This window comes from Luteipulveratus flavus (assembly GCF_029439465.1).
GTDB lineage: Bacteria > Actinomycetota > Actinomycetes > Actinomycetales > Dermatophilaceae > Luteipulveratus > Luteipulveratus flavus.
In genome coordinates this window covers 17,246-37,124 of record NZ_JAROAV010000010.1, presented here as the reverse complement: position 1 = coordinate 37,124, position 19,879 = coordinate 17,246, and the positions used below count along the sequence as shown (strand labels likewise).

Below are 19,879 nucleotides of genomic sequence, written 5' to 3'. Positions count from 1 at the left end.
AGCGCGATCAAGCGCCCACCGGACCCGATGGCGAGGATCGTCGGCATGAGCACCGCACAGGACACCTTCCGGGAGTTCCTCGAGGTGCTCACCGACGCCCTGGACGAGCACGACGCGAGCGCCGAGGATCTCGCCGGCCGGCTCTACCTGTCCCGCTTCCACCTGGACCGGCTGGTGTCCTCGGTGGCCGGCGAGCCCCCCGCCCGGCTGCGCCGTCGGCTCCTGCTGGAGCGGGCGGCGTACCGGCTGGCCACGACCGACCTGGCCATCATCGACGTCGCGGTGGAGGCGGGGTACGCCTCCCACGAGGCGTTCACCCGGGCCTTCGAGCGGGGTTTCGGACGGCCGCCGAGTCGGTGGCGCATCCGGCCGGACCGCTTCACCGTCGACGCGCCGAGCGGCGCGCACTTCCACCCACCCGGCAGCATCCGGCTGCCCGCACCGACGAAGGTGAGCTCCATGGACCTGCTCATCCGCATGGTCGAGCACCACGTCTGGCTGACCGAGCAGATGATCGACCGCGCCGCCCGACTGCCCGACGTGGCGCTGGACGAGCCCATCGACTACGGCCTGGACGACGACCCGGAGGTCATGACGATCCGCCGGCTGCTGTCCCGGCTCGTCGGCCAGATGGACATGTGGAACTCCGCTCTCGCGCACCAGGAGTACGACTTCGGGATCGAGACGCACGAGAGCATCGCCTCCCTGCGGTCCCGGTGCGCCGAGCAGAGCGGTGTGTACCTGGACCACGTCCGGCGCACCGTGTCCGAGGGACGTCTCGAGGACACCTTCGTCGACTCGACCTGCACGCCCGCGGCCGTGTTCACCTACGGCGGGATGATCGCGCACGTCCTCACCTTCGCGGCCCACCGACGGACGATGGTCGTCCGGGCGCTCGACGCGCACGGCATCACCGACCTCGGCTGGGGCGACCCGATGCGGTGGGTCGCCGAGCCCGCCTGAGGGGCGGCACTGCGTAGGCGGGGTGGCACGATGAGTGGGTGACCTCTGCGCCCGCCGTACATCCTCTCGAGCTGCCGCGGACGCCGCCGCTGGTCCTGCGCGGGCAGCGCTTCGACTCCGGCCGCCCGGCCGTCATGGCGATCGTGAACCGCACACCCGACTCGTTCTGGTCGGGCAACCGGCACGCCGACCTGGACTCGGCGCGCCGAGCCCTCGACGAGGCCGTGGAGCGGGGCGCGGACATCGTCGACGTCGGCGGCGTGCGGGCCGGGCAGGAGGGCGAGCAGGTGGACGCGCAGGAGGAGATCCGGCGGGTCGTCCCCTTCCTCGAGCACGCCCGGACGGCCTATCCCGACCTGGTGCTCAGCCTGGACACCTGGCGCTCGGACGTCGCTCGGGCGGCCGCCGACGCCGGGCTCGACCTGGTCAACGACACCTGGGCCGGGCACGACCCCGACCTGGTCCACGTCGCGGCTGAGCTGGGCGCGGGCGTGGTCTGCTCGCACACCGGCGGTCTGCCTCCGCGTACCGACCCCGTCGGCGTCCGGTACGAGGACGCCGAGGGCGCGGACGAGCTCGCCGTGGTGCGCGACGTCGTCCGGACGCTGGCCGCGGGCGCCGCCGCGGCCCGCGCCGCCGGTGTCCTCCCGGAGCGGATCCTCATCGACCCCACCCTCGACTTCGGCAAGACCACCCGGCACTCGCTGCTGGTGCTGCGCCACACGGCCGACGTCGCCGCCCTCGGCTACCCGGTCCTGCAGGCGCTCTCGCGCAAGGACTTCGTCGGCGAGACGCTCGACCTGCCGGCCGACGACCGCCTCGAGGGCACACTCGCCGCTACCGCCGTCGCCGCATGGTCCGGTGCGACCGTCTTCCGCGCGCACGACGTGCGCGCCACGCGGAGGGTCGTCGACATGGTCGCCTCCATCCGGGGCGACCGCCCGCCCACGCTCGCCGTCCGCGGCGAGCCCGGGCTCGACCGGAAGGACCCCGCATGACCTCGTACGACCAGCTGCCGCAGATCACCGACGAGACCGCCCTCGTCGACCTGCTCGGCTCACCCGCGCCGGCCGTGCGCGACAAGGCGCGCACCGAGCTGCACGACCTGGACGTGCAGTGGCTCGCCGCGTCGCCCCTGTGCTTCGTCGGCACCTCGGCCTCCGACGGCACCTGCGACGTCTCGCCCAAGGGCGACCCGGCCGGCTTCGTGAAGGTGCTCGACCGGCGGACGGTCGCCGTGCCGGAGCGTGTCGGCAACAAGCGCGCCGACGGCTACAGGAACATCCTGACCAACCCGCACGTCGGGTTGAACCTCCTCATCCCGGGCCGGGGCGACACGCTGCGCATCAACGGCACGGCGCGTCTGGTCACCGACGGGCCGTTCTTCGACGACATGGAGGTGCAGGGGCACCGGCCCGTGCTGGTGCTGCTCGTCCACGTCGAGCAGGTCTACTACCACTGCGCCAAGGCGTTCCTGCGGTCCCGGACGTGGGACCCGCAGACCTGGCGACCGGACGCGATGCCGCGGCACGCGGTCATCGCCAAGGAGCTCGTCCGGCGCGACGACTCGCTGGAGGAGCTGGACCGCTACTACGGCCCCTCGTACGCGAACGGTCTCTACCCGGACAACACCTCGCGCTGACGGGCGGTCAGACCTTCCCGGCGCGCAGCACCGCCCGGATGAGCGGGACCTGGAGGGGGACCCGCGCGAACATCACCGCTCGTACGGCTTCCCGCTTCGGCGTCGAGCCCTTGCGCTGCACGCGCTGGTGGGCATCCGCCGCCATCTGCACATTGCCCGGGAGCACCGCCACCAGCAGCGCCGCGGACGCCAGCGCGGCCGGACGCCGCAGGCGAGGGACGAGAAGCCCTGCGGCACACGCCAGCTCGGCCACACCGGAGGCGTACACCAGCTCGCGGCGACGGGACTCCAGCGCCGGCGGGATGAGCGGCTCGAAGACCTGCGGACGGACCAGGTGGATCGTGCCGGACGCGAGGAAGGCACCGGTCACACCACGAGCGCCCCAAGGAAGGGTCGAAGCAGAGAAGATCACAGAATCACTGTCGCAAACCGGCCGACCTGCGTGAAACCGGACCCCGCGTACGCGCGCAGCGCCGGCTCGTTGTAGGCGTTGACGTAGAGCGTCACGACCGGCGCGACGTGCTCCATGATGTGCTGCACGACCGAGCACATGGCCGGCGCCGCGATGCCCTGACCGCGGACGTCGGGAGCGACCCAGACGCCCTGGATCTGCGCGACTCCCCCGGCCAGCGAGCCGATGTCGGCCTTGAAGATCACCCGGCCGTCCTCGACGACGACGTAGGTGTGGCCCGCGCGGATGAGTGCCGCGACCAGGCTGCGGTAGTCGCGGTCGGATCCGACGTACGGCGGGTAGCCGATCTCCTCGGTGAACATCGCCGCGGAGGCCGGCAGGACCAGGTCGATCTCGTCGGGACGGGCCCGGCGCACCCGTGGGTCCAGCGGTCGCCCCTCGTCGGCGGGGCGAGTGCGCGCGGCCATCATCGGCTGGTCCGATCGCAGCGACCGGGGCTCGCCCCAGTGCCGCTCCAGCCGCTCCCACAGCCCGAGCACCTGGGTCGCGTCGCCGAACACCGAGGACACCCGGCGTCGCTGCCGCCGCAGCCGGCCCGCGAAGGCGTCCAGGGCCGCCTCGTCGCACGCGACGGGGACGACGTTCGCGGACACCCAGCACACCGACTTCAGCCGGCCGCCGTCCTCGATGCCGAGCAGCGAGCTGCCGAACCCCACGCCGCCCTCCTGCACCCGCGCGGCGACGAAGACGTTGGCCATCGGGTCCTGCGCGCACAGCCGCAGAACCCGGTCGAGGTCGCTCGTCCCGAGCGTCCGGGTCGCGCCGAAGGTCCGTAGCACCCTTCCAGCCTGCCTCCTCCGAGGCCTTCGGCGTAACCAAACGCGCCGATCGATTCGGCGACGGAGGCGCCGACTACGGTGGTCGCGTGCCGACACAGCCCCCACCGACGACCGATCCGCTCGCGCCGGACGACGTCCCCGACCTGCCCGGCGCACGCGTCCACGTCGACTTCCGCAAGTGGGGCGACGGAGAGCACTGGCAGTTCGAGGCCACCTACCTGGGCGCCGACGAGTTCGGCCACTGGCTCGGCCTCCCCGCCGGTACGGCGTTCGCCCGGCCCGGCGCGGCCTTCGAGGCCCGCCGTGCGCAGGTCGTGCTCTTCCCGCTGGCCTCGGGGTACGCCGCGACGTTCTGGGACTGCCTGGAGGACGAGCCCCACCGCGTGCTGATCTACGTCGACATCGCGACGACGCCCGTCTGGCGGCGGGACGACGCGGGCTGGAGCGTGACGGCGGTCGACCTGGACCTGGACGTCATCCGGCTGGTGGACGGCACGGTCTACGTCGACGACGAGGACGAGTTCGCCGAGCACCAGGTCTCCCTGGCGTACCCGGCGGAGGTCGTCGCGGGCGCGGAGCGCGACTGCGCGTGGGTGCTGGAGTCGGTGCGGTCGGAGACCGGCCCCTTCGGCGGGACCGGGTTCGAGTGGCTGCGCCGCTACCTGGCCAGCAGCGACTCCGTCGAGGCCTAAGAGACGCTGACGACGGGTGCGGCGCCCTCGCCGTCGACCGGCTCGCCCATCTCGTCGGCGATCCGCATGGCCTCCTCGATCAGCGTCTCGACGATCTGGCTCTCCGGCACGGTCTTGATGACCTCGCCCTTGACGAAGATCTGGCCCTTGCCGTTGCCGGACGCCACGCCGAGGTCGGCCTCGCGCGCCTCACCCGGGCCGTTGACGACACAGCCCATGACGGCGACGCGCAACGGGACGGTCATGCCCTCCAGGCCGGCGGTGACCTGCTCGGCGAGGGTGTAGACGTCGACCTGGGCGCGGCCGCAGGACGGGCAGGAGACGATCTCCAGCTTGCGCGGCTTGAGGTTGAGGCTCTGCAGGATCTGGTTGCCGACCTTGACCTCCTCGACCGGCGGGGCCGAGAGGGAGACGCGGATGGTGTCGCCGATGCCCTTGGACAGCAGCGCCCCGAACGCGGTCGCCGACTTGATGGTGCCCTGGAACGCCGGGCCCGCCTCGGTCACGCCGAGGTGGAGCGGCCAGTCGCCCCGCTCGGCGAGCAGCTCGTACGCGCGCACCATCACGACGGGGTCGTTGTGCTTGACCGAGATCTTGAAGTCGTGGAAGTCGTGCTCCTCGAACAGCGACGCCTCCCAGACGGCCGACTCGACGAGGGCCTCGGGCGTCGGCTTGCCGTACTTCTCCAGCAGCCGCTTGTCCAACGAGCCGGCGTTGACGCCGATGCGGAGGGAGACGCCCGCGGCCTTCGCGCGCCGAGCGATCTCGCCGACCTGGTCGTCGAACTGCCGGATGTTGCCCGGGTTGACGCGGACGGCGGCGCAGCCGGCATCGATCGCGGCGTAGACGTAGTTGGGCTGGAAGTGGATGTCGGCGATGACCGGGATCTGCGACTTCTGCGCGATGGCGGGCAGCGCCTCGGCGTCGTCGCGGCTGGGGCAGGCGACCCGCACGATGTCGCACCCGGCGGCGGTGAGCTCGGCGATCTGCTGGAGCGTGGCGTTGATGTCCGTGGTGGGCGTCGTGGTCATCGACTGCACGGAGATGGGGGCGTCGCCGCCGACCTCGACCTTGCCGACCTTGATCTTGCGCGTCTTGCGCCGGGGGGCGAGGACCGGGGCAGGGGCGGACGGCATTCCGAGGGACACGCTCATGGGCTCAAGTATCACCCATCGGGATGGGCGTTCTCCGAGTGCCCGGGGTCGTACGGTTCGGGGGTGCGTTCGCTTCCCGCCGGCCTCGACCCGTCGGTCGTCGAGCAGATCGATCGTCGCCTGGAGGGGTTGACAGTGGAGCACGGCGTCACCATCCCGTGGGCGATCGAGAGCGGCAGCCGGGCGTGGGGGTTCCCCTCCCCGGACAGCGACTACGACTGCCGATTCTTCTTCGTCAGACCCCGGCAGGCGTACCTGAGTCCGTGGCGGCCCCGCGATGTCATCGAGACCCCGCTGGACGCGGTCCTGGACGTCAACGGCTGGGACCTGATCAAGGCGGTCGACCTGGCCGTCCGCGGCAACGCGACCGTGTCGGAGTGGCTGCGGTCACCGATGGTCTACGGCGGCGACGAGGAGTTCCGCGACGCGCTGCTCGCCCTGTGCGAGGCCGTCGGCGACCGTGACCGGATCACGCGGCACTACCTTCACGTCGGAGGTGACCACTGGACGCGCAGCGGAGCCGCATCGGGCGACCAGGTCGCGCTGAAGCGGGTGTTCTACGCGATCCGACCCGCAGCCGCGCTGCACTGGCTGGCGACCCACGCCGACCGGTGCAGCCCGCCCATGAACCTGCAGGAGCTCTTCGAGCAGGCCCCGCCACCACCGTCCGTCCAGGAGGCGGTGCACAGGCTGGTCGAGGCCAAGGCCGTCACCCGCGAGCTCGGCCACGGCGTCGTCGAACCCAGTGTCGTCGCCTGGGTGGAGGAACAGCTGGGCCGGGCGGCGGACCGGATCGGCGCCGAACGGCAACCCACGACGCGCGCCCGCACGGACGCCGAACTGGCCTTTGTGGGGATGCTGGACCGGTGGGGCCCGCGCTGACTCAGAGCAGGTCGAGGCGGCGGGTGTAGGTGTCCAGACGGGCCGGGCGGCCGATCGGCAGTGTCTGCAGCGCGACGCCGTGACCGATGTCGGCGCCCGTCAGGACGGGGACGCCGAGGTCGCCGAACCGGTCGCGCAGCACCTCGCGGACGGCCTCGGGCTCGCCGCAGCCGTCGAAGGTGCCCGTCAGCACGCCGCGGACGCCGTCGAGGTAGCCCGAGCGGCGCAGCTGGGTGAAGACGCGGTCCAGCCGGAACGGGTCCTCGTCGACGTCCTCCAGGAACAGGATGGCGTCGCGGGCCGGCACCGACGTCGCCGTCCCGATCGAGCTGGACAGCAGCGTCGCGCAGCCGCCGAGGACGACGCCCTGGGCGGTGCCGTCGACGAGCGGGACGGCATCGGGCAGGTCGATCCCGGTGACATCGTCCGGGGCGAGCAGCAGCTGCCGCAGGCTCTGCTGGGCGCGCTCCTGCTCGAAGTACCAGGTGGCGACCATCGGGCCGTAGAGCGAGGTCCAGCCCAGGTGGTGCAGGAGCGCCTCCTGCAGGGCGGTCGCGTCGGAGAAGCCGACGACGTGCCGCGGACGAGGACCGGCTGCCGCGACCGCGGACCAGTCCACCAGGTCCAGGGCCCGCTGGGCGCCGTAGCCGCCCCGCCCGAGCAGCACCGCGTCGTACGCGGGGTCCGTCAGGGCCGCTTCCAGGTCGCGCGCTCGCAGCTCGTCGGTGCCGCCGAGGTAGCCCAGGGTGGGGTGGACCGATCGCGCGGACTCCAGCACGACGGGCTCGAGGTCCCAGCCGCGGAGGACGGCCAGGCCCTTCTCGAGCTGGTCCTGGACGATCCGGCCGCTGAACGCCATGACCGCGACGCGGGAGCCGGGGCGCAGGGCGGGAGGGACGACGTACGCCGACGTCGCGGGGATCGTCGCCATCAGTTGCCCAGCTTGATGGGGTTGACGATGTCGGCGTAGATCAGCAGCACCGACATGACGATGAGCACCATCGAGACGGTGTACGCGACGGGCAGTGCCTTGGTGACGTCGGCGTACACCGGACCCTCGACGCCGCGGACGCGCGCGAACCCGCGCTTGACGCCCTCCCAGAGCGCGCCGGCCACGTGACCGCCGTCCAGCGGCAGGAGCGGGATCAGGTTGAAGACGAACAGCGCGAGGTTCAGGGAGGCGACCAGCCCGAGGAGGAAGACGATCTTGTCGCCGAAACCGATGTCGCGGGTGTTCGCGGCCTCCCCGGCGACCCGGCCCACGCCCACCACGGAGATGGGGCCGTTCGTGTCGCGCTTGCCGTCGCCGAAGGCCGCGTTGAACACGCCGACCATCTTCTGGGGGATGCGCAGGAACACCGATGACGTCTTGACCAGGCCGTCGCCGATGATGCCCGGCGCCTCGGTCAGCGGAGCACGCTCGGTCCGGTACGTGGCGCCGATGGAGGTGCCGATCACGCCGACGTCCTCGGTGACCGTCTGACCGCCCATCGTGAGGACTTCCTGGCCGTCCTTGTCGACCTTCGGCATCGTGCGCCGCGCCGGGGTCACCGTGATCGTCTGCTGCTGGCCACCGCGCTTCACCACGACGGGGATCGCGCGGTCGGCGTTCCTGCGGATCTGCTGGGTCGTCTGCAGCGTGGTCGTCACCGGGACGCCGGCGACGGAGACCACGACGTCGCCCGGCTTCAGGCCCGCCTTCCAGGCCGGTGACCGGTCGGCGTCGCTGCAGGTGGCCTTCTGGCTGTCCGCGACGGACACCGGCAGACACTCGTTGACCTGGGCGATGCTCGCGCTCGTCTGCTTCGGCAGCCCGACGCCGCAGGCGATCACGACCAGCAGCACGGCCGCGATCACCAGGTTCATGAACGGGCCACCGAGCATGATGATCACCTTGCGGTGGACCGGCAGCTTGTAGAAGACGCGGTTCTCGTCGCCCGGCTCGATCTGGTCGAAGGAGTCCGCGCGCGCGGCGTCGGCCATCTGGCTCATGCGTCCGGTGGACGTCGCCCGCAGCGTGCCCGGAGCGTCCTCCCGGCGCGGCGGCAGCATGCCGATCATCCGGATGTAGCCGCCCAGCGGGATGGCCTTGACGCCGTACTCGGTCTCGCCGCGACGGCGGGACCACACGGTCGGACCGAACCCGACCATGTACTGCGTGACCTTGACGCCGGACTTCTTGGCCGGCACCAGGTGGCCGATCTCGTGCAGCGCGATGGACAGCGCCACACCGATCAGGACGAGCACGACCCCGAGGAGGAACATCACGTCCTCCAGGGTCTCACGGGCCGACCGCCCGGGCGCACACGACGGGACGTCATCGCCGAGCGAGGACCTCGTGGGTGTGCTTTCGGGCCCACGTCTCGGCCGCCAGGACCTGCTCGACGCTCAACGCCCCGGTGTCGGGCTCGTGGTCGGCGACGACCCGGGAGACGGTCGGGATGATGTCGACGAACGCGATCGCGCCGCCGTGGAACGCCTCGACGCATTCCTCGTTCGCGGCGTTGTAGACGGCCGGGTACGTCGAGCCCGCGATGCCGACCTGACGGGCGAGCGCGACGGCGGGGAACGCGTCGTCGTCCAGCGGCTCGAACCGCCAGTCGGACGCCTTCGACCAGTCGATCGGGGTCTCGGCGTCCGGCACCCGGTCCGGCCAGCCCATCCCGAGGGCGATCGGGACGAGCATCGTCGGCAGGCCGAGCTGGGCGACCACGGCGCCGTCGACGAACTCGACCATCGAGTGGATGTACTGCTGGGGGTGGACGACGACGTCGATCGCCTCGAACGGCACGTCGAACAGCAGGTGCGCCTCGATGACCTCCAACCCCTTGTTGACCAGGGTGGCGGAGTTGGTGGTGATGACCTTGCCCATCGCGAAGTTGGGGTGGGCCAACGCCTCGGCCGGCGTGACCTTCTTCAGGTCGTCCTCGGCGAGGCCGCGGAACGGTCCACCGCTCGCGGTCAGCACGAGCTTGCGCACCTCCTCCTGGCTCCCGGCGCGCAGGCACTGGGCGATGGCGCTGTGCTCGCTGTCGACCGGAACGATCTGGTCCGGCGCCGCCAGGCCCTTCACCACGGGGCCGCCGACGATGAGCGACTCCTTGTTGGCGAGCGCCAGGGTCGAACCCGCCTGCAGCGCCGCGATCGTGGGACGCAGACCGATCGAGCCGGTGATGCCGTTGAGGACCACGTCCGCTCCGCTTCCCCCGACGGTGGTTGCCGCGTCGTCGCCCACCAGGATCTCCGGGCGGTACGACGGGCGCCCGGCCGCGCGCGCACCGTCCTCCAGCCGGGTCCGCAGCTCGGCCTCGTCGCCGTACGCCACCCCTACGAGCTCGACACCCAGGCTCACGGCCTGCTCGGCGACGAGGCCCGGGTCACGACCTCCCGCCGCGATGGCGGTGATCCTGAACCGGTCGGGGTTGGCTCGGGCGATCTGGATGCTCTGGGTCCCGATGGACCCGGTCGAGCCGAGAAGAGCGATCGTGCGTGGCGTCGTCACCGACCCATTGTGTCCGGCGCGGCCGCGCTCACGGCCGATGGCTCCTCACCACCGTGGTGAGCAGGCCCGCGACCAGGCCGCCGACGTCGCCGACGCCGATCGGCTCGAGTACGACGGGTCCTCGCTCACCGAACGCGGCGCGCGTGGCCCACGAGCCCTCGGCTCCGAGCATCACCCCGAGCAGCACCGGCGCCGCCTGGGGACCCCGGCGCCAGACCGTCGCGTCGATCTGCACGACGATCGGACCGAGCCGGTCCAGGCCCACGTCGCCGTGCCCGTGGGCGACGGCCTCCAGGTCGAGCCGGACGGGGTCGCCCCGACCCTCGCACACGCCCGAGGCCGTCAGGCGGTGCTGCAGCGCACCGGCGAGACCTCGTCGCTCAAGGCCGTGGAACTCGTGCACCCCGTCGTCGCCCACCTGCTCCAGCAGCGCGAAGTCGTCCACGGCGTGCGCGTAGGTGGTGGTCACCTCGGACACCGTGGCACCGTCCCGCTCGACGTTGTGGCACCGCCGCACGACCAGCACCCACTCGGCGCCGTGACGGACGTCCAGCAGGTCGGACACCTCCTGCGGCACGAGCACGCTGCGCCCGTCGGCACCGGGCTCGGCGCCGTGGGCGAGCAACGACCGGTGAGCAGTCCGGACGGCGACGGCCTGCGCGGCCTCGGACAGCTCCTCGTAGTGCGGCAGCACCACTGCGGGGTGCTCGCTGCCGAGCAGCACCAGCTCCTCGTCGGTGAGCCTGGCCAGCGGCATCGGCTCCGCGGGTACGCGCCGCTCGTGACCGGGCCGTACCGCGAGCGTTTCGACGGCGGTCATCGCGCACCGGCCCGCTGGACGTGGACCAGCGGGTGGGTCGCCACGGGCACCGGCCGCCCGGGACCCTGCTGGCCGCGGACGAACCGCGTCAGGTTGTCCCGGGCCGGTCGAGGGTCACACCGCGGTGCGGAGGTCGACGCCCTTCGCTCGGGCGGTCGGGTCGGCGGTGTCCGGTCGCGCCCGAACCAGCCGCTCACGGTGCGGCCGATCGCGTGCCGGTGGTCGTACGCGAGGTTGCCGAGAGTCCAGGCGGAGTACCCGACCAGGATCGCGCCACCCACCGGCGCTGTGGCAGGGACCAGCACGAGGGCGCCGCCGACCATCGCCACGCCTCCGGCGGCGCGGGTGGCCGTGCCCCGTGCGCCGTCGTACCCGCCGCCGTCCCGGACGTCGTGGGCCGCGTCGGTGATGGTGAGCGCCACCCCGATCGGACCCGCCCGACGGGCGACCTGCCTGCCGAACGCCGTCGCGAGAACCCGGCGTGTGCCCGGCGTCCTGGTGGCCGTGACGAGCACGCCGCCCTGCAGCGCGTGGAGGCGCGCCGCCGACGTCGTGGCGGTCCGGATCAGCTCACCGACGGTGGCGGACCGCGCGACCGGCGGCAGCGAGCGCAGGTACGCGATGCCGTTGTAGCCGGTCCCGACGGCCTTCGCGTCGTGCATGACCTCCCTGTAGTCGATGGACCGCACGAAGCCGGGCCGGACGTCGGAGGGGAGCAGCCGGACGATCTCGCCGTACAGCCGTGCCTTGATGCGCTTGTACTCACCGACGAGCCGCTCGACGGCAGCGTCCTCGCGCTGGATCAGCCGGCGGTGGTGGGTGATGTCGGCGGTCAGGGACGACAGCTCGGACGGCGTCAGCAGCTGCGGGTGGCGGCGCTCGGCGAGCATCGGCAGCAGCTCGGCCGCCAGCCGGTCACGGCTGCTCAGGTGGGTGGATGCCTCCCGCTGCAGCCGCACCAGGTCACGGGCGAACCGCTCCGCGCCGGCGGACACGCCGTCCAGGGCTGCGGCACCGGCCGTCGCCGTCCGGCGGTGCTGCCCGGCCCGGGTCGCGTACCCGATCGAGGCGGTGCCCTGCCAGGTGCTGACGTGCCCGGCGACCGTGGTCGACACCGCGCGCGAGTGCGTCCGCAGGTACGTCGCCTGCCGCCGGATGGCGCGGGTCTGGGTGAGCAGGTCGTCGGGCGAGCCGGGAACGGGCCGGCTCACGACCCGCCGCTCTCGGCCTGCAGCCCGCGCTCGGCGTCGTCGTACGCCGTGGCCGAGCCGGCCAGGCCCCGGGTGAGCGCGTGCACCTCACCGAGCATCCCGGCCGTGGCGCGGCCCCAGCCGCGGGCGAGGTCGTCGGCCAGCGAGGCGATGTCGGGCGAGCCGCTCGCCGCTCCGAGCGCGCGCAGGGCGGCGGCCAGATCGGTCGGAGTCGTCGACAGGCTCGCTCCCGACGTGCCCAGCGACCTGCTCTCCCCGCGCAGCTGCGCGGTGCGTACGTCGTACCTCACGGCCGTCCCCTTTCGACCCGTCGAACGTTAGGACGGATCGCGTGGAGCCGGATTCCGTTGTCCACAGGGGTGGTTCGCCCGGTCCGGCGCGAGCGGCCGGACCGGGCGGGGGCCTTACAGGGCCAGGCCGACGTACTTGGTCTCGAGGTACTCCTCGATGCCCTCGAAGCCGCCCTCACGGCCGAAGCCGGACGCCTTGACGCCGCCGAACGGGGCGGCCGGGTTGGACACGATGCCCTGGTTGACGCCGACCATGCCGTACTCCAGCGCCTCGCTCACCCGGATGGCCCGCCCGAAGTCACGGGTGAAGAAGTAGGCGACCAGACCGAACTCGGTGGCGTTCGCGCGGGCGATCGCGTCCGCCTCGTCGGTGAACGTCTGGATGCCGGCCACCGGGCCGAAGATCTCCTCGCGCGCCATGTCGGCGTCGCCGGGGACGCCGGTGATGACGGTCGGGGCGTAGAAGTAGCCGCGCTCCCCCACGGTCGAGCCGCCGGTGACGACCTTGGCGCCGCGGCCCGTGGCGTCGTCGACCAGCGCGGTCACCTTGTCGACGGCCTTGGCGTTGATGAGCGGACCGACCTTGGTGTCGTCGTCCATGCCGTCGCCGACGGTGAGCGCGCCCATCTTCTCGGCCATCCGCGAGGCGAACTCGTCGGCCACGTCGGCGTGGACCAGGAAGCGGTTGGCCGCGGTGCAGGCCTCGCCGATGTTGCGCATCTTGGCCAGCATCGCGCCCTCGACGGCGGCGTCCAGGTCGGCGTCGTCGAACACGATGAACGGGGCGTTGCCGCCGAGCTCCATCGACACGCGCAGCAGCTGCTCCGCCGACTGCTCGACGAGCTTCTGCCCCACCCCGGTGGACCCGGTGAAGGTCAGCTTGCGGGTCCGCGGGTCGCGGATCAGCGGCTCCATCACGCCGCCGGAGTCGGACGTCGTGATGACGTTGAGGACGCCCTTCGGCAGGCCGACCTCCTCGAGGATCTGCGCGAGCAGCAGCATGGTGAGCGGGGTCTCCGCCGCCGGCTTGACCACCATGGTGCAGCCGGCCGCGATCGCCGGACCGATCTTGCGGGTCCCCATGGCCAGCGGGAAGTTCCACGGCGTGATCATCAGCGTCGGGCCGACCGGCTGCTTCATCGTCACCAGGCGGGTCGCGCCGTTCGGGGCGGTCGACCAGCGCCCGGAGATGCGTACGGCCTCCTCGGAGAACCAGCGGAAGAACTCACTGCCGTACGTGACCTCACCGCGCGACTCCGCCAGCGGCTTGCCCATCTCCAGGGTCATGAGGGTGGCGAGGTCCTCGGTCCGCTCGACGAGCTTCTCGTACGCGGACCGCAGCAGCTCTCCCCGGTCGCGCGGCGGCGTCCTCGCCCAGTCGGCCTGCGCGGCCGCAGCGGCCGCGAGCGCCGCCTCACCGTCGGCGGCCGTGGCGTCCGCGACGTGCGCGAGGGCCTCACCGGTCGCGGGGTTGTCGACCTCCAGGGTCTTGCCGCCCTCGGCATCGCGCCACTCACCCGCGATGAACAGCTGCTTCTTCACCCGGTCCAGGACCGACGTCGTTGTCTCACCCATGGGCACAGGGTCTCACCTGCCGCGCGGCGCCCCGACAGCAGCCGAGCGACCGGCGACCGGTGCACCGGCGCTGGGTCGGCGCTGGGTCGGCGCAGCAACCCTCACCACCACCTGGGCGTCCTCCCCATGGGCCGGACGGGGAATCCGGTCCGCTCAGGCCACCGGGCAGACAGCCCGGTGGAACGGACGGGGAGGTCCATCTCATGAGCATTCGCATGTACGCCGGTAAGGCCGCCGTCGCGGTCGTCACTGCTACCACTCTCGTGGCCGGAGGCGGAGCCCTCAGCAGCGCCCACGCCGACCCCGCACCACCCGTACCCGTCGGCGCACGCCTCACGGCGACCGCCGTCCCGACGGCGTTCCGGATGGCGACCATGTCGCTGGGCCGGGTCGACGACCCGAACCTGGGCCAGTACCGGCCGGTGGCGATGACCCAGCTGCTGCTGCGTCGCTGGACGCCCACGCTGACCGTCGACGGCAGCTTCGGCTACCGGACCAAGGGTGCGGTCGAGACGTTCCAGCGGGCCGAGGGCCTCGCGGTCACCGGCAGCCTGACGCGCGCCGACTTCTACCGCCTGTTCGTCCGCCAGACCGTGCAGTACGGGTCGAAGGGTGACGCCGTCCGAGCGGCGCAGATCTGGCTCTCGCGCAACCCGGCGTCCGGCGTCGCGGTGGACGGCTCGTTCGGGCCGGCCACCCGCCGCGCCGTTTTTGCCGAGCAGAGGAGCCACGGCGCGTGCCACGGCACCGGCGTCGACGGCATCGTCGGGCCGATGACCCGCGCGATGTCCTACGAGTACGAGCACGACTCCGGCCCCTGCTGATCCCTAGGGTGATGCGCAGGAGGCCCGCACGCGCTCTCGCGTACGGGCCTCCTGACGCCGAACAGCCTTGTCAGCTCTCGATGTTGGCCATCACGTGCTTGATGCGCGTGTAGTCCTCGAAGCCGTACATGGACAGGTCCTTGCCGTAGCCGCTGTGCTTGAAGCCGCCGTGCGGCATCTCGGCGACCAGCGGGATGTGCGCGTTGATCCAGACGCAGCCGAAGTCCAGCGCCTTCGAGACGCGCATCGCCCGGCCGAAGTCCTTGGTCCAGACCGAGGAGGCGAGACCGTACTCGACGCCGTTGGCCCAGGCGATCGCCTTGGCCTCGTCGTCGAAGCGCTGGACGGTGATGACCGGGCCGAAGATCTCGTCCTGGACCGCCTCGTCGTCCTGGTTCAAACCGGAGACGACCGTCGGCTCCAGGAAGAAGCCGTCGCCGAGCCCGCTGACCCGGTTGCCGCCCGCGGACACCGTGGCGTGCGAGGGCAGCCGGTCCAGGAAGCCGCTGACGTGGGCGAGCTGGTTCTCGTTGTTGACCGGGCCGAGCAGCGCGTCGTCGTCGTCCGGCATGCCGACCTTGGCGTCCTTCTTGGCGTACTCGGCCAGGGCCGCGACGAAGTCGTCGTGGATGCCGGGGGCCGCGAGGACGCGGGTGGCCGCGGTGCAGTCCTGGCCGGCGTTGAAGTAGCCGGCGACGGCGATGCCCTCGACCGCGGCCTCGATGTCGGCGTCGTCGAAGACGATGACCGGTGCCTTGCCACCGAGCTCGAGGTGCACGCGCTTGACGTCCTTGGCGGCCGCCTCGGCCACCTGCATGCCGGCGCGCACCGAGCCGGTGATCGCGACCATGGCCGGCGTCTTGTGCTCGACGAGCATGCGGCCGGTGTCGCGGTCGCCGACGACCACGTTGAACGTGCCGGCGGGCAGGAACTGCGAGGCGATCTCGGCCATCAGCAGCGTGGTCTCGGGGGTGGTGTCCGAGGGCTTGAGGACGACCGCGTTGCCGGCGGCCAGGGCCGGGGCGATCTTCCACATCGCCATCATCATCGGGTAGTTCCACGGCGTGACCTGGCCGATGACGCCGATGGGCTCACGGCGGATCCACGAGGTGTGGCCCTTCATGTACTCCGCGGAGGCCCGGCCCTCCAGCACCCGCGCGGCGCCGGCGAAGAAGCGCAGCTGGTCGATCATGACCGGCACCTCCTCGGACGCGGTGAGGGCGTGCGGCTTGCCGGTGTTCTCGGCCTCCAGCCTGATGAGGTCGTCCGAGCGCTGCTCCAGCGCGTCGGCGAACTTCAGCAGCGCCTCCTGCCGCTCGCCCGGCGTCGTCTGCCCCCACTCGGCGAACGCCTTGTCGGCCGCGCCGTACGCGGAGTCGATGTCGGCCTGGGTGCTCACCGGCGCCTTCGCGACGACCTGCGCGGTCGAGGGGTCGACGATGTCGGTGGTCTGGTCGGTCTCGGCCGCGACGTACGCACCGCCGATGAAGTTCTTCAGCTCACGGGGACTGCTCACTGCAGGGCTCTCCTTGGCACTCGATCGTTCTCGGAGTCGGTCAGCACTCGATGACGTTGACGGCGAGACCGCCTCGCGCGGTCTCCTTGTACTTGATGGACATGTCGCGACCGGTGTCGCGCATGGTCTTGATGGCCTTGTCCAGGCTGACGGTGTGCACGCCGGTCCCGTTGAGCGAGAGGCGGGCGGCGTTGATGGCCTTGACGCTGGCGATCGCGTTGCGCTCGATGCACGGGATCTGGACGAGCCCGCCGACCGGGTCGCAGGTCAGGCCGAGGTTGTGCTCGATACCGATCTCGGCGGCGTTCTCGACCTGGGTCGGGGTCCCGCCCAGCACCTCGCACAGCGCGCCGGACGCCATCGCGCAGGCCGACCCGACCTCGCCCTGGCAGCCGACCTCGGCACCGGAGATCGAGGCGTTCTCCTTGAACAGGATGCCGATCGCCGCGGCGGTCAGCAGGAAGCGGACGATGCCGTCGTCGTTCGCGCCCTCGACGAAGTGGACGTAGTAGTGCAGGACCGCGGGGATGATGCCCGCTGCGCCGTTGGTCGGTGCGGTCACCACACGGCCGCCGGAGGCGTTCTCCTCGTTGACCGCGAGCGCGTACAGGTTGACCCAGTCCATGACCCGCAGCGGGTCGTCCTTGAGCGGGCCCTGGGTGAGGTCGCGGTACAGGCCGGGCGCGCGGCGCGGCACCTTCAGGCCACCGGGCAGCGTGCCCTCCCGGCCGAAGCCGTTCTGCACGCACTCGGCCATCACCGACCACAGGTGCAGCAGTCCCTCGCGGATCTCGTTCTCGCTGCGCCAGACCCGCTCGTTGGCGAGCATCACCTCGCTGACCGACATCTGCTCGCGGGCGCAGATCTCCAGCAGCTGCTCGCCGGTCGAGAACGGCAGGGGCAGCCGGGTGTCGTCCTGCACGACCCGGTCGGCGCCGGTGGCGGACTCGTCGACGACGAAGCCCCCGCCGACGGAGTAGTAGCTGTGCTCACGCACCAGCGCGCCGGAGACGTCGTACGCGTGGAAGGTCATCCCGTTGGGGTGCGCCGGCAGCGACTTGCGCCGGTGCATGACCAGGTCCTCGTCCGGGTGGAAGGCGACCTCGTGCGTACCCCCGAGCAGCAGCCGGTGGCGAGCGCGGGTGTCGGCGACCCGCGCGTCGGCGGTGTCGGTGTCGACGCTCTCGGGCGCCTCACCCTCCAGCCCGAGGACGACGGCCTTGTCCGACCCGTGGCCGTGGCCGGTCGCACCGAGCGAGCCGAACAGCTCGCTGTGCACCCGGGCGACGCGGGCGAGCTCGCCGTCGGCCTTCAGCCCGTCGACGAACATCTTGGCGGCGCGCATCGGGCCGACCGTGTGCGAGGACGACGGACCGATCCCGATCGAGTAGAGATCAAAGGCACTCAGTGCCACCGGTGACACCTTTCGTTGGCTCCTACCAGCGCGCGCACATCGTCGTGCGCACACCGTGCCCAGCATAGGGCCCACCGTTCCGCCACGATGGATTCCGTCGGGAGACACTTGATTCACCACGGATCGGACGGCAGACTGACGTGGTGACCGAGTCAACCCGCACCACGCCGCGTGCAGCCCTGGACGACACGTCCAAGGCCATCATCCGGCTGCTGCAGCAGGACGGGCGAGCGCCGTACGCGACGATCGCACGCGAGGTCGGGCTGTCCGAGGCGGCCGTCCGCCAGCGCGTGCAGCGACTTCTGGAGTCGGAGGTCCTGCAGATCGTCGCGGTCACCGACCCGGCCCAGGTCGGCTTCGAGCGGCAGGCACTGATCGGCGTCTCGACCACGGGCGACAGCCAGCCGGTCGCCGACCGGCTCAGCGAGATCGAGGAGATCTCCTACGTCGTCACGACCGCGGGTCGCTACGACCTGCTGGTGGAGGTCGTCTGCGAGGACGACGACCACCTGCTCGAACTCCTGCAACGGCGCGTGCGCGCGGTTCCCGGAGTGCACACGACCGAGACCTTCACCTATCTCAGGCTCAACAAGCAACGCTACGACTGGGGAACGAGATGACCACGACACCCGAGACCACGACCGCCCACGAGACCGGGGCGGGCCGGACGCCGCGCGGCACCGACCGGTACGACGCCGCCCGCGACCACCTGTGGGGCCACTTCAGCCGCCACTCGGTCTACGAGCCGACGTCCACGGGCGGTGGCGGCGGCCGGATGCCGATCATCGTCAAGGGCGAGGGCGCCCACATCTGGGACGCCGAGGGCAACAAGTACCTCGACGGGCTGTCCGGCCTGTTCGTGGTGCAGGCGGGCCACGGCCGCGAGGAGCTCGCCGAGGCGGCCGCCAAGCAGGCGCGCGACCTGGCGTTCTTCCCGATCTGGTCCTACGCCCACCCGCACGCGATCGACCTGTCCGAGCGGCTCGCGGCGTACGCACCCGGCGACCTCAACCGGGTCTTCTTCACCACCGGTGGCGGCGAGGCCGTCGAGTCCGCCTGGAAACTGGCCAAGCAGTACTTCAAGCTCACCGGCAAGCCGGGCAAGCACAAGGTCATCAGCCGGTCCATCGCCTACCACGGCACCCCGCAGGGCGCGCTGTCCATCACCGGCCTGCCGCCGCTGAAGGAGATGTTCGAGCCGCTGGTGCCGGGTGCGTTCAAGGTGCCGAACACCAACATCTACCGCGCCCAGCCCGAGCTGCGCGACGACCCGAAGGCGTTCGGCCGGTGGGCCGCCGACCGCATCGCCGAGGCCATCGAGTTCGAGGGCCCGGACACCGTCGCGGCCGTCTTCCTGGAGCCGGTGCAGAACGCCGGTGGCTGCTTCCCGCCGCCGCCCGGGTACTTCGAGCGGGTCCGCGAGATCTGCGACGAGTACGACGTGCTGCTGGTCTCGGACGAGGTCATCTGCGCGTTCGGCCGGATCGGCTCGATGTTCGCGTGCGACGACTTCGGCTACGTCCCCGACATCATCACCTGCGCCAAGGGCCTGACCTCGGGCTACTCCCCCATCGGCGCGATGATCGCCAGCGACCGGCTGTTCGAGCCGTACAAGAAGGGGACGACCTCGTTCCCGCACGGCTACACCTTCGGCGGGCACCCCGTGTCGGCCGCCGTCGCGATGGCCAACCTGGACATCTTCGAGCGTGAGGGTCTCAACGACCGCGTCAAGGAGAACGCCCCCGCGTTCCGCGCCACGCTGGAGAAGCTGAAGGACCTGCCGATCGTCGGCGACGTCCGCGGCGAGGGGTACTTCTATGGCATCGAGCTGGTGAAGGACAAGGAGACCCGCGAGACGTTCAACGACGACGAGGCCGAGCGCATGCTGCGCGGCTTCCTGTCCAAGGCGCTGTTCGACGCCGGCATCTACTGCCGCGCCGACGACCGTGGCGACCCCGTCGTCCAGCTCGCGCCGCCGCTGATCATCGGCCAGCCCGAGTTCGACGAGATCGAGCAGAAGCTGCGCGGCGTCCTGACCGAGGCCGTCAACCACCTCTGACGCTCTCCCCCCGGCAGAAGTTGGCGAGGTGCACATCCATGGGTGTGCACCTCGCCAACTTTCGCCAGGGAGGGTTCGGGCTCG

At 71.6% G+C, this 19,879-nt stretch carries 20 protein-coding genes; 8 read left to right on the top strand and 12 right to left on the bottom strand.

Annotated features, from left to right (window positions below):
* Positions 1–45: 45 nt before the first annotated feature.
* From P4R38_RS03270 to P4R38_RS03260, 3 genes are read left to right on the top strand one after another with little or no spacing between them, the layout of a single operon-like run.
* Entirely contained in the window at positions 46–963 is a 918-nt protein-coding gene (locus P4R38_RS03270; RefSeq protein ID WP_277191031.1) for a helix-turn-helix domain-containing protein, read from the top strand.
* 38 nt (positions 964–1,001) lie between these two features.
* Positions 1,002–1,961: a dihydropteroate synthase gene (gene folP, locus P4R38_RS03265; RefSeq protein WP_277191030.1), complete on the top strand. Its 960-nt coding sequence runs from the start codon at positions 1,002–1,004 to the stop codon at positions 1,959–1,961.
* Complete coding sequence (locus P4R38_RS03260; RefSeq protein WP_277191029.1) at positions 1,958–2,605, top strand: MSMEG_1061 family FMN-dependent PPOX-type flavoprotein; 648 nt, start codon at positions 1,958–1,960, stop codon at positions 2,603–2,605. The genes folP and P4R38_RS03260 overlap by 4 nt, the downstream gene beginning before the upstream one ends.
* A gap of 7 nt (positions 2,606–2,612) precedes the next feature.
* Here the strand turns inward: P4R38_RS03260 and P4R38_RS03255 are convergent, their stop codons facing one another.
* Both P4R38_RS03255 and P4R38_RS03250 read right to left on the bottom strand, forming a co-directional pair.
* Positions 2,613–3,017 (bottom strand): DoxX family protein, encoded by a 405-nt coding sequence (locus P4R38_RS03255; RefSeq protein WP_346770734.1) that lies wholly within the window; start codon positions 3,015–3,017, stop codon positions 2,613–2,615.
* Positions 3,014–3,856, bottom strand: coding sequence for a GNAT family N-acetyltransferase (locus P4R38_RS03250; RefSeq protein ID WP_277191028.1), 843 nt, complete (start codon positions 3,854–3,856; stop codon positions 3,014–3,016). The genes P4R38_RS03255 and P4R38_RS03250 overlap by 4 nt, the downstream gene beginning before the upstream one ends.
* A gap of 86 nt (positions 3,857–3,942) precedes the next feature.
* Here P4R38_RS03250 and P4R38_RS03245 point away from each other — a divergent pair, with 86 nt between their 5' ends.
* Entirely contained in the window at positions 3,943–4,548 is a 606-nt protein-coding gene (locus tag P4R38_RS03245; protein WP_277191027.1) for a DUF402 domain-containing protein, read from the top strand.
* Here the strand turns inward: P4R38_RS03245 and ispG are convergent.
* On the bottom strand, positions 4,545–5,702 hold the full coding sequence (gene ispG, locus P4R38_RS03240; protein ID WP_277191026.1) for a flavodoxin-dependent (E)-4-hydroxy-3-methylbut-2-enyl-diphosphate synthase: 1,158 nt from the start codon (positions 5,700–5,702) through the stop codon (positions 4,545–4,547). The two genes, P4R38_RS03245 and ispG, sit on opposite strands and share 4 nt — an antisense overlap.
* Positions 5,703–5,765: 63 nt before the next feature.
* On the opposite strand from ispG, the gene P4R38_RS03235 reads away from it, so the two are divergent.
* The gene (locus tag P4R38_RS03235; RefSeq protein WP_277191025.1) at positions 5,766–6,584 is read left to right on the top strand and encodes a nucleotidyltransferase domain-containing protein; all 819 of its coding nucleotides are present in this window, start codon (positions 5,766–5,768) and stop codon (positions 6,582–6,584) included.
* Position 6,585: 1 nt separating this feature from the next.
* On the opposite strand, the gene P4R38_RS03230 is transcribed toward P4R38_RS03235, so the two are convergent.
* From P4R38_RS03230 to P4R38_RS03200, 7 genes are all read right to left on the bottom strand, one after another.
* A complete protein-coding gene (locus P4R38_RS03230) occupies positions 6,586–7,515 on the bottom strand; it encodes a S66 peptidase family protein (protein ID WP_277191024.1) in 930 nt (309 codons plus the stop codon).
* Positions 7,515–8,849, bottom strand: a complete 1,335-nt coding sequence (locus tag P4R38_RS03225) for a M50 family metallopeptidase (protein ID WP_277191205.1) — start codon at positions 8,847–8,849, stop codon at positions 7,515–7,517. Before P4R38_RS03225 ends, P4R38_RS03230 begins: the two co-directional genes overlap by 1 nt.
* A 52-nt stretch (positions 8,850–8,901) precedes the next feature.
* The gene (dxr, locus tag P4R38_RS03220) at positions 8,902–10,086 is read right to left on the bottom strand and encodes a 1-deoxy-D-xylulose-5-phosphate reductoisomerase (RefSeq protein WP_277191023.1); all 1,185 of its coding nucleotides are present in this window, start codon (positions 10,084–10,086) and stop codon (positions 8,902–8,904) included.
* A gap of 28 nt (positions 10,087–10,114) precedes the next feature.
* Complete coding sequence (locus P4R38_RS03215) at positions 10,115–10,906, bottom strand: hypothetical protein (RefSeq protein WP_277191022.1); 792 nt, start codon at positions 10,904–10,906, stop codon at positions 10,115–10,117.
* Complete coding sequence (locus tag P4R38_RS03210; protein WP_277191021.1) at positions 10,903–12,117, bottom strand: hypothetical protein; 1,215 nt, start codon at positions 12,115–12,117, stop codon at positions 10,903–10,905. The genes P4R38_RS03215 and P4R38_RS03210 overlap by 4 nt, the downstream gene beginning before the upstream one ends.
* Complete coding sequence (locus tag P4R38_RS03205; protein WP_277191020.1) at positions 12,114–12,407, bottom strand: hypothetical protein; 294 nt, start codon at positions 12,405–12,407, stop codon at positions 12,114–12,116. The genes P4R38_RS03210 and P4R38_RS03205 overlap by 4 nt, the downstream gene beginning before the upstream one ends.
* Before the next feature lie 114 nt (positions 12,408–12,521).
* Positions 12,522–13,982, bottom strand: a complete 1,461-nt coding sequence (locus P4R38_RS03200) for an NAD-dependent succinate-semialdehyde dehydrogenase (protein ID WP_277191019.1) — start codon at positions 13,980–13,982, stop codon at positions 12,522–12,524.
* Positions 13,983–14,185: 203 nt separating this feature from the next.
* On the opposite strand from P4R38_RS03200, the gene P4R38_RS03195 reads away from it, so the two are divergent.
* A complete protein-coding gene (locus P4R38_RS03195) occupies positions 14,186–14,806 on the top strand; it encodes a peptidoglycan-binding domain-containing protein (protein ID WP_277191018.1) in 621 nt (206 codons plus the stop codon).
* Between the two features lie 70 nt (positions 14,807–14,876).
* Here the strand turns inward: P4R38_RS03195 and P4R38_RS03190 are convergent, their stop codons facing one another.
* Together P4R38_RS03190 and P4R38_RS03185 are read right to left on the bottom strand one after the other, a co-directional pair.
* Positions 14,877–16,322, bottom strand: coding sequence for a gamma-aminobutyraldehyde dehydrogenase (locus P4R38_RS03190; protein ID WP_275240577.1), 1,446 nt, complete (start codon positions 16,320–16,322; stop codon positions 14,877–14,879).
* A gap of 40 nt (positions 16,323–16,362) precedes the next feature.
* Entirely contained in the window at positions 16,363–17,736 is a 1,374-nt protein-coding gene (locus tag P4R38_RS03185; RefSeq protein WP_277191017.1) for an L-serine ammonia-lyase, read from the bottom strand.
* 143 nt (positions 17,737–17,879) lie between these two features.
* Between P4R38_RS03185 and P4R38_RS03180 the strand changes: the two genes are divergently transcribed.
* Together P4R38_RS03180 and P4R38_RS03175 are read left to right on the top strand one after the other, a co-directional pair.
* Complete coding sequence (locus tag P4R38_RS03180) at positions 17,880–18,356, top strand: Lrp/AsnC family transcriptional regulator (RefSeq protein WP_275240580.1); 477 nt, start codon at positions 17,880–17,882, stop codon at positions 18,354–18,356.
* On the top strand, positions 18,353–19,795 hold the full coding sequence (locus P4R38_RS03175; RefSeq protein ID WP_277191016.1) for an aspartate aminotransferase family protein: 1,443 nt from the start codon (positions 18,353–18,355) through the stop codon (positions 19,793–19,795). The genes P4R38_RS03180 and P4R38_RS03175 overlap by 4 nt, the downstream gene beginning before the upstream one ends.
* Positions 19,796–19,879 lie beyond the last annotated feature (84 nt).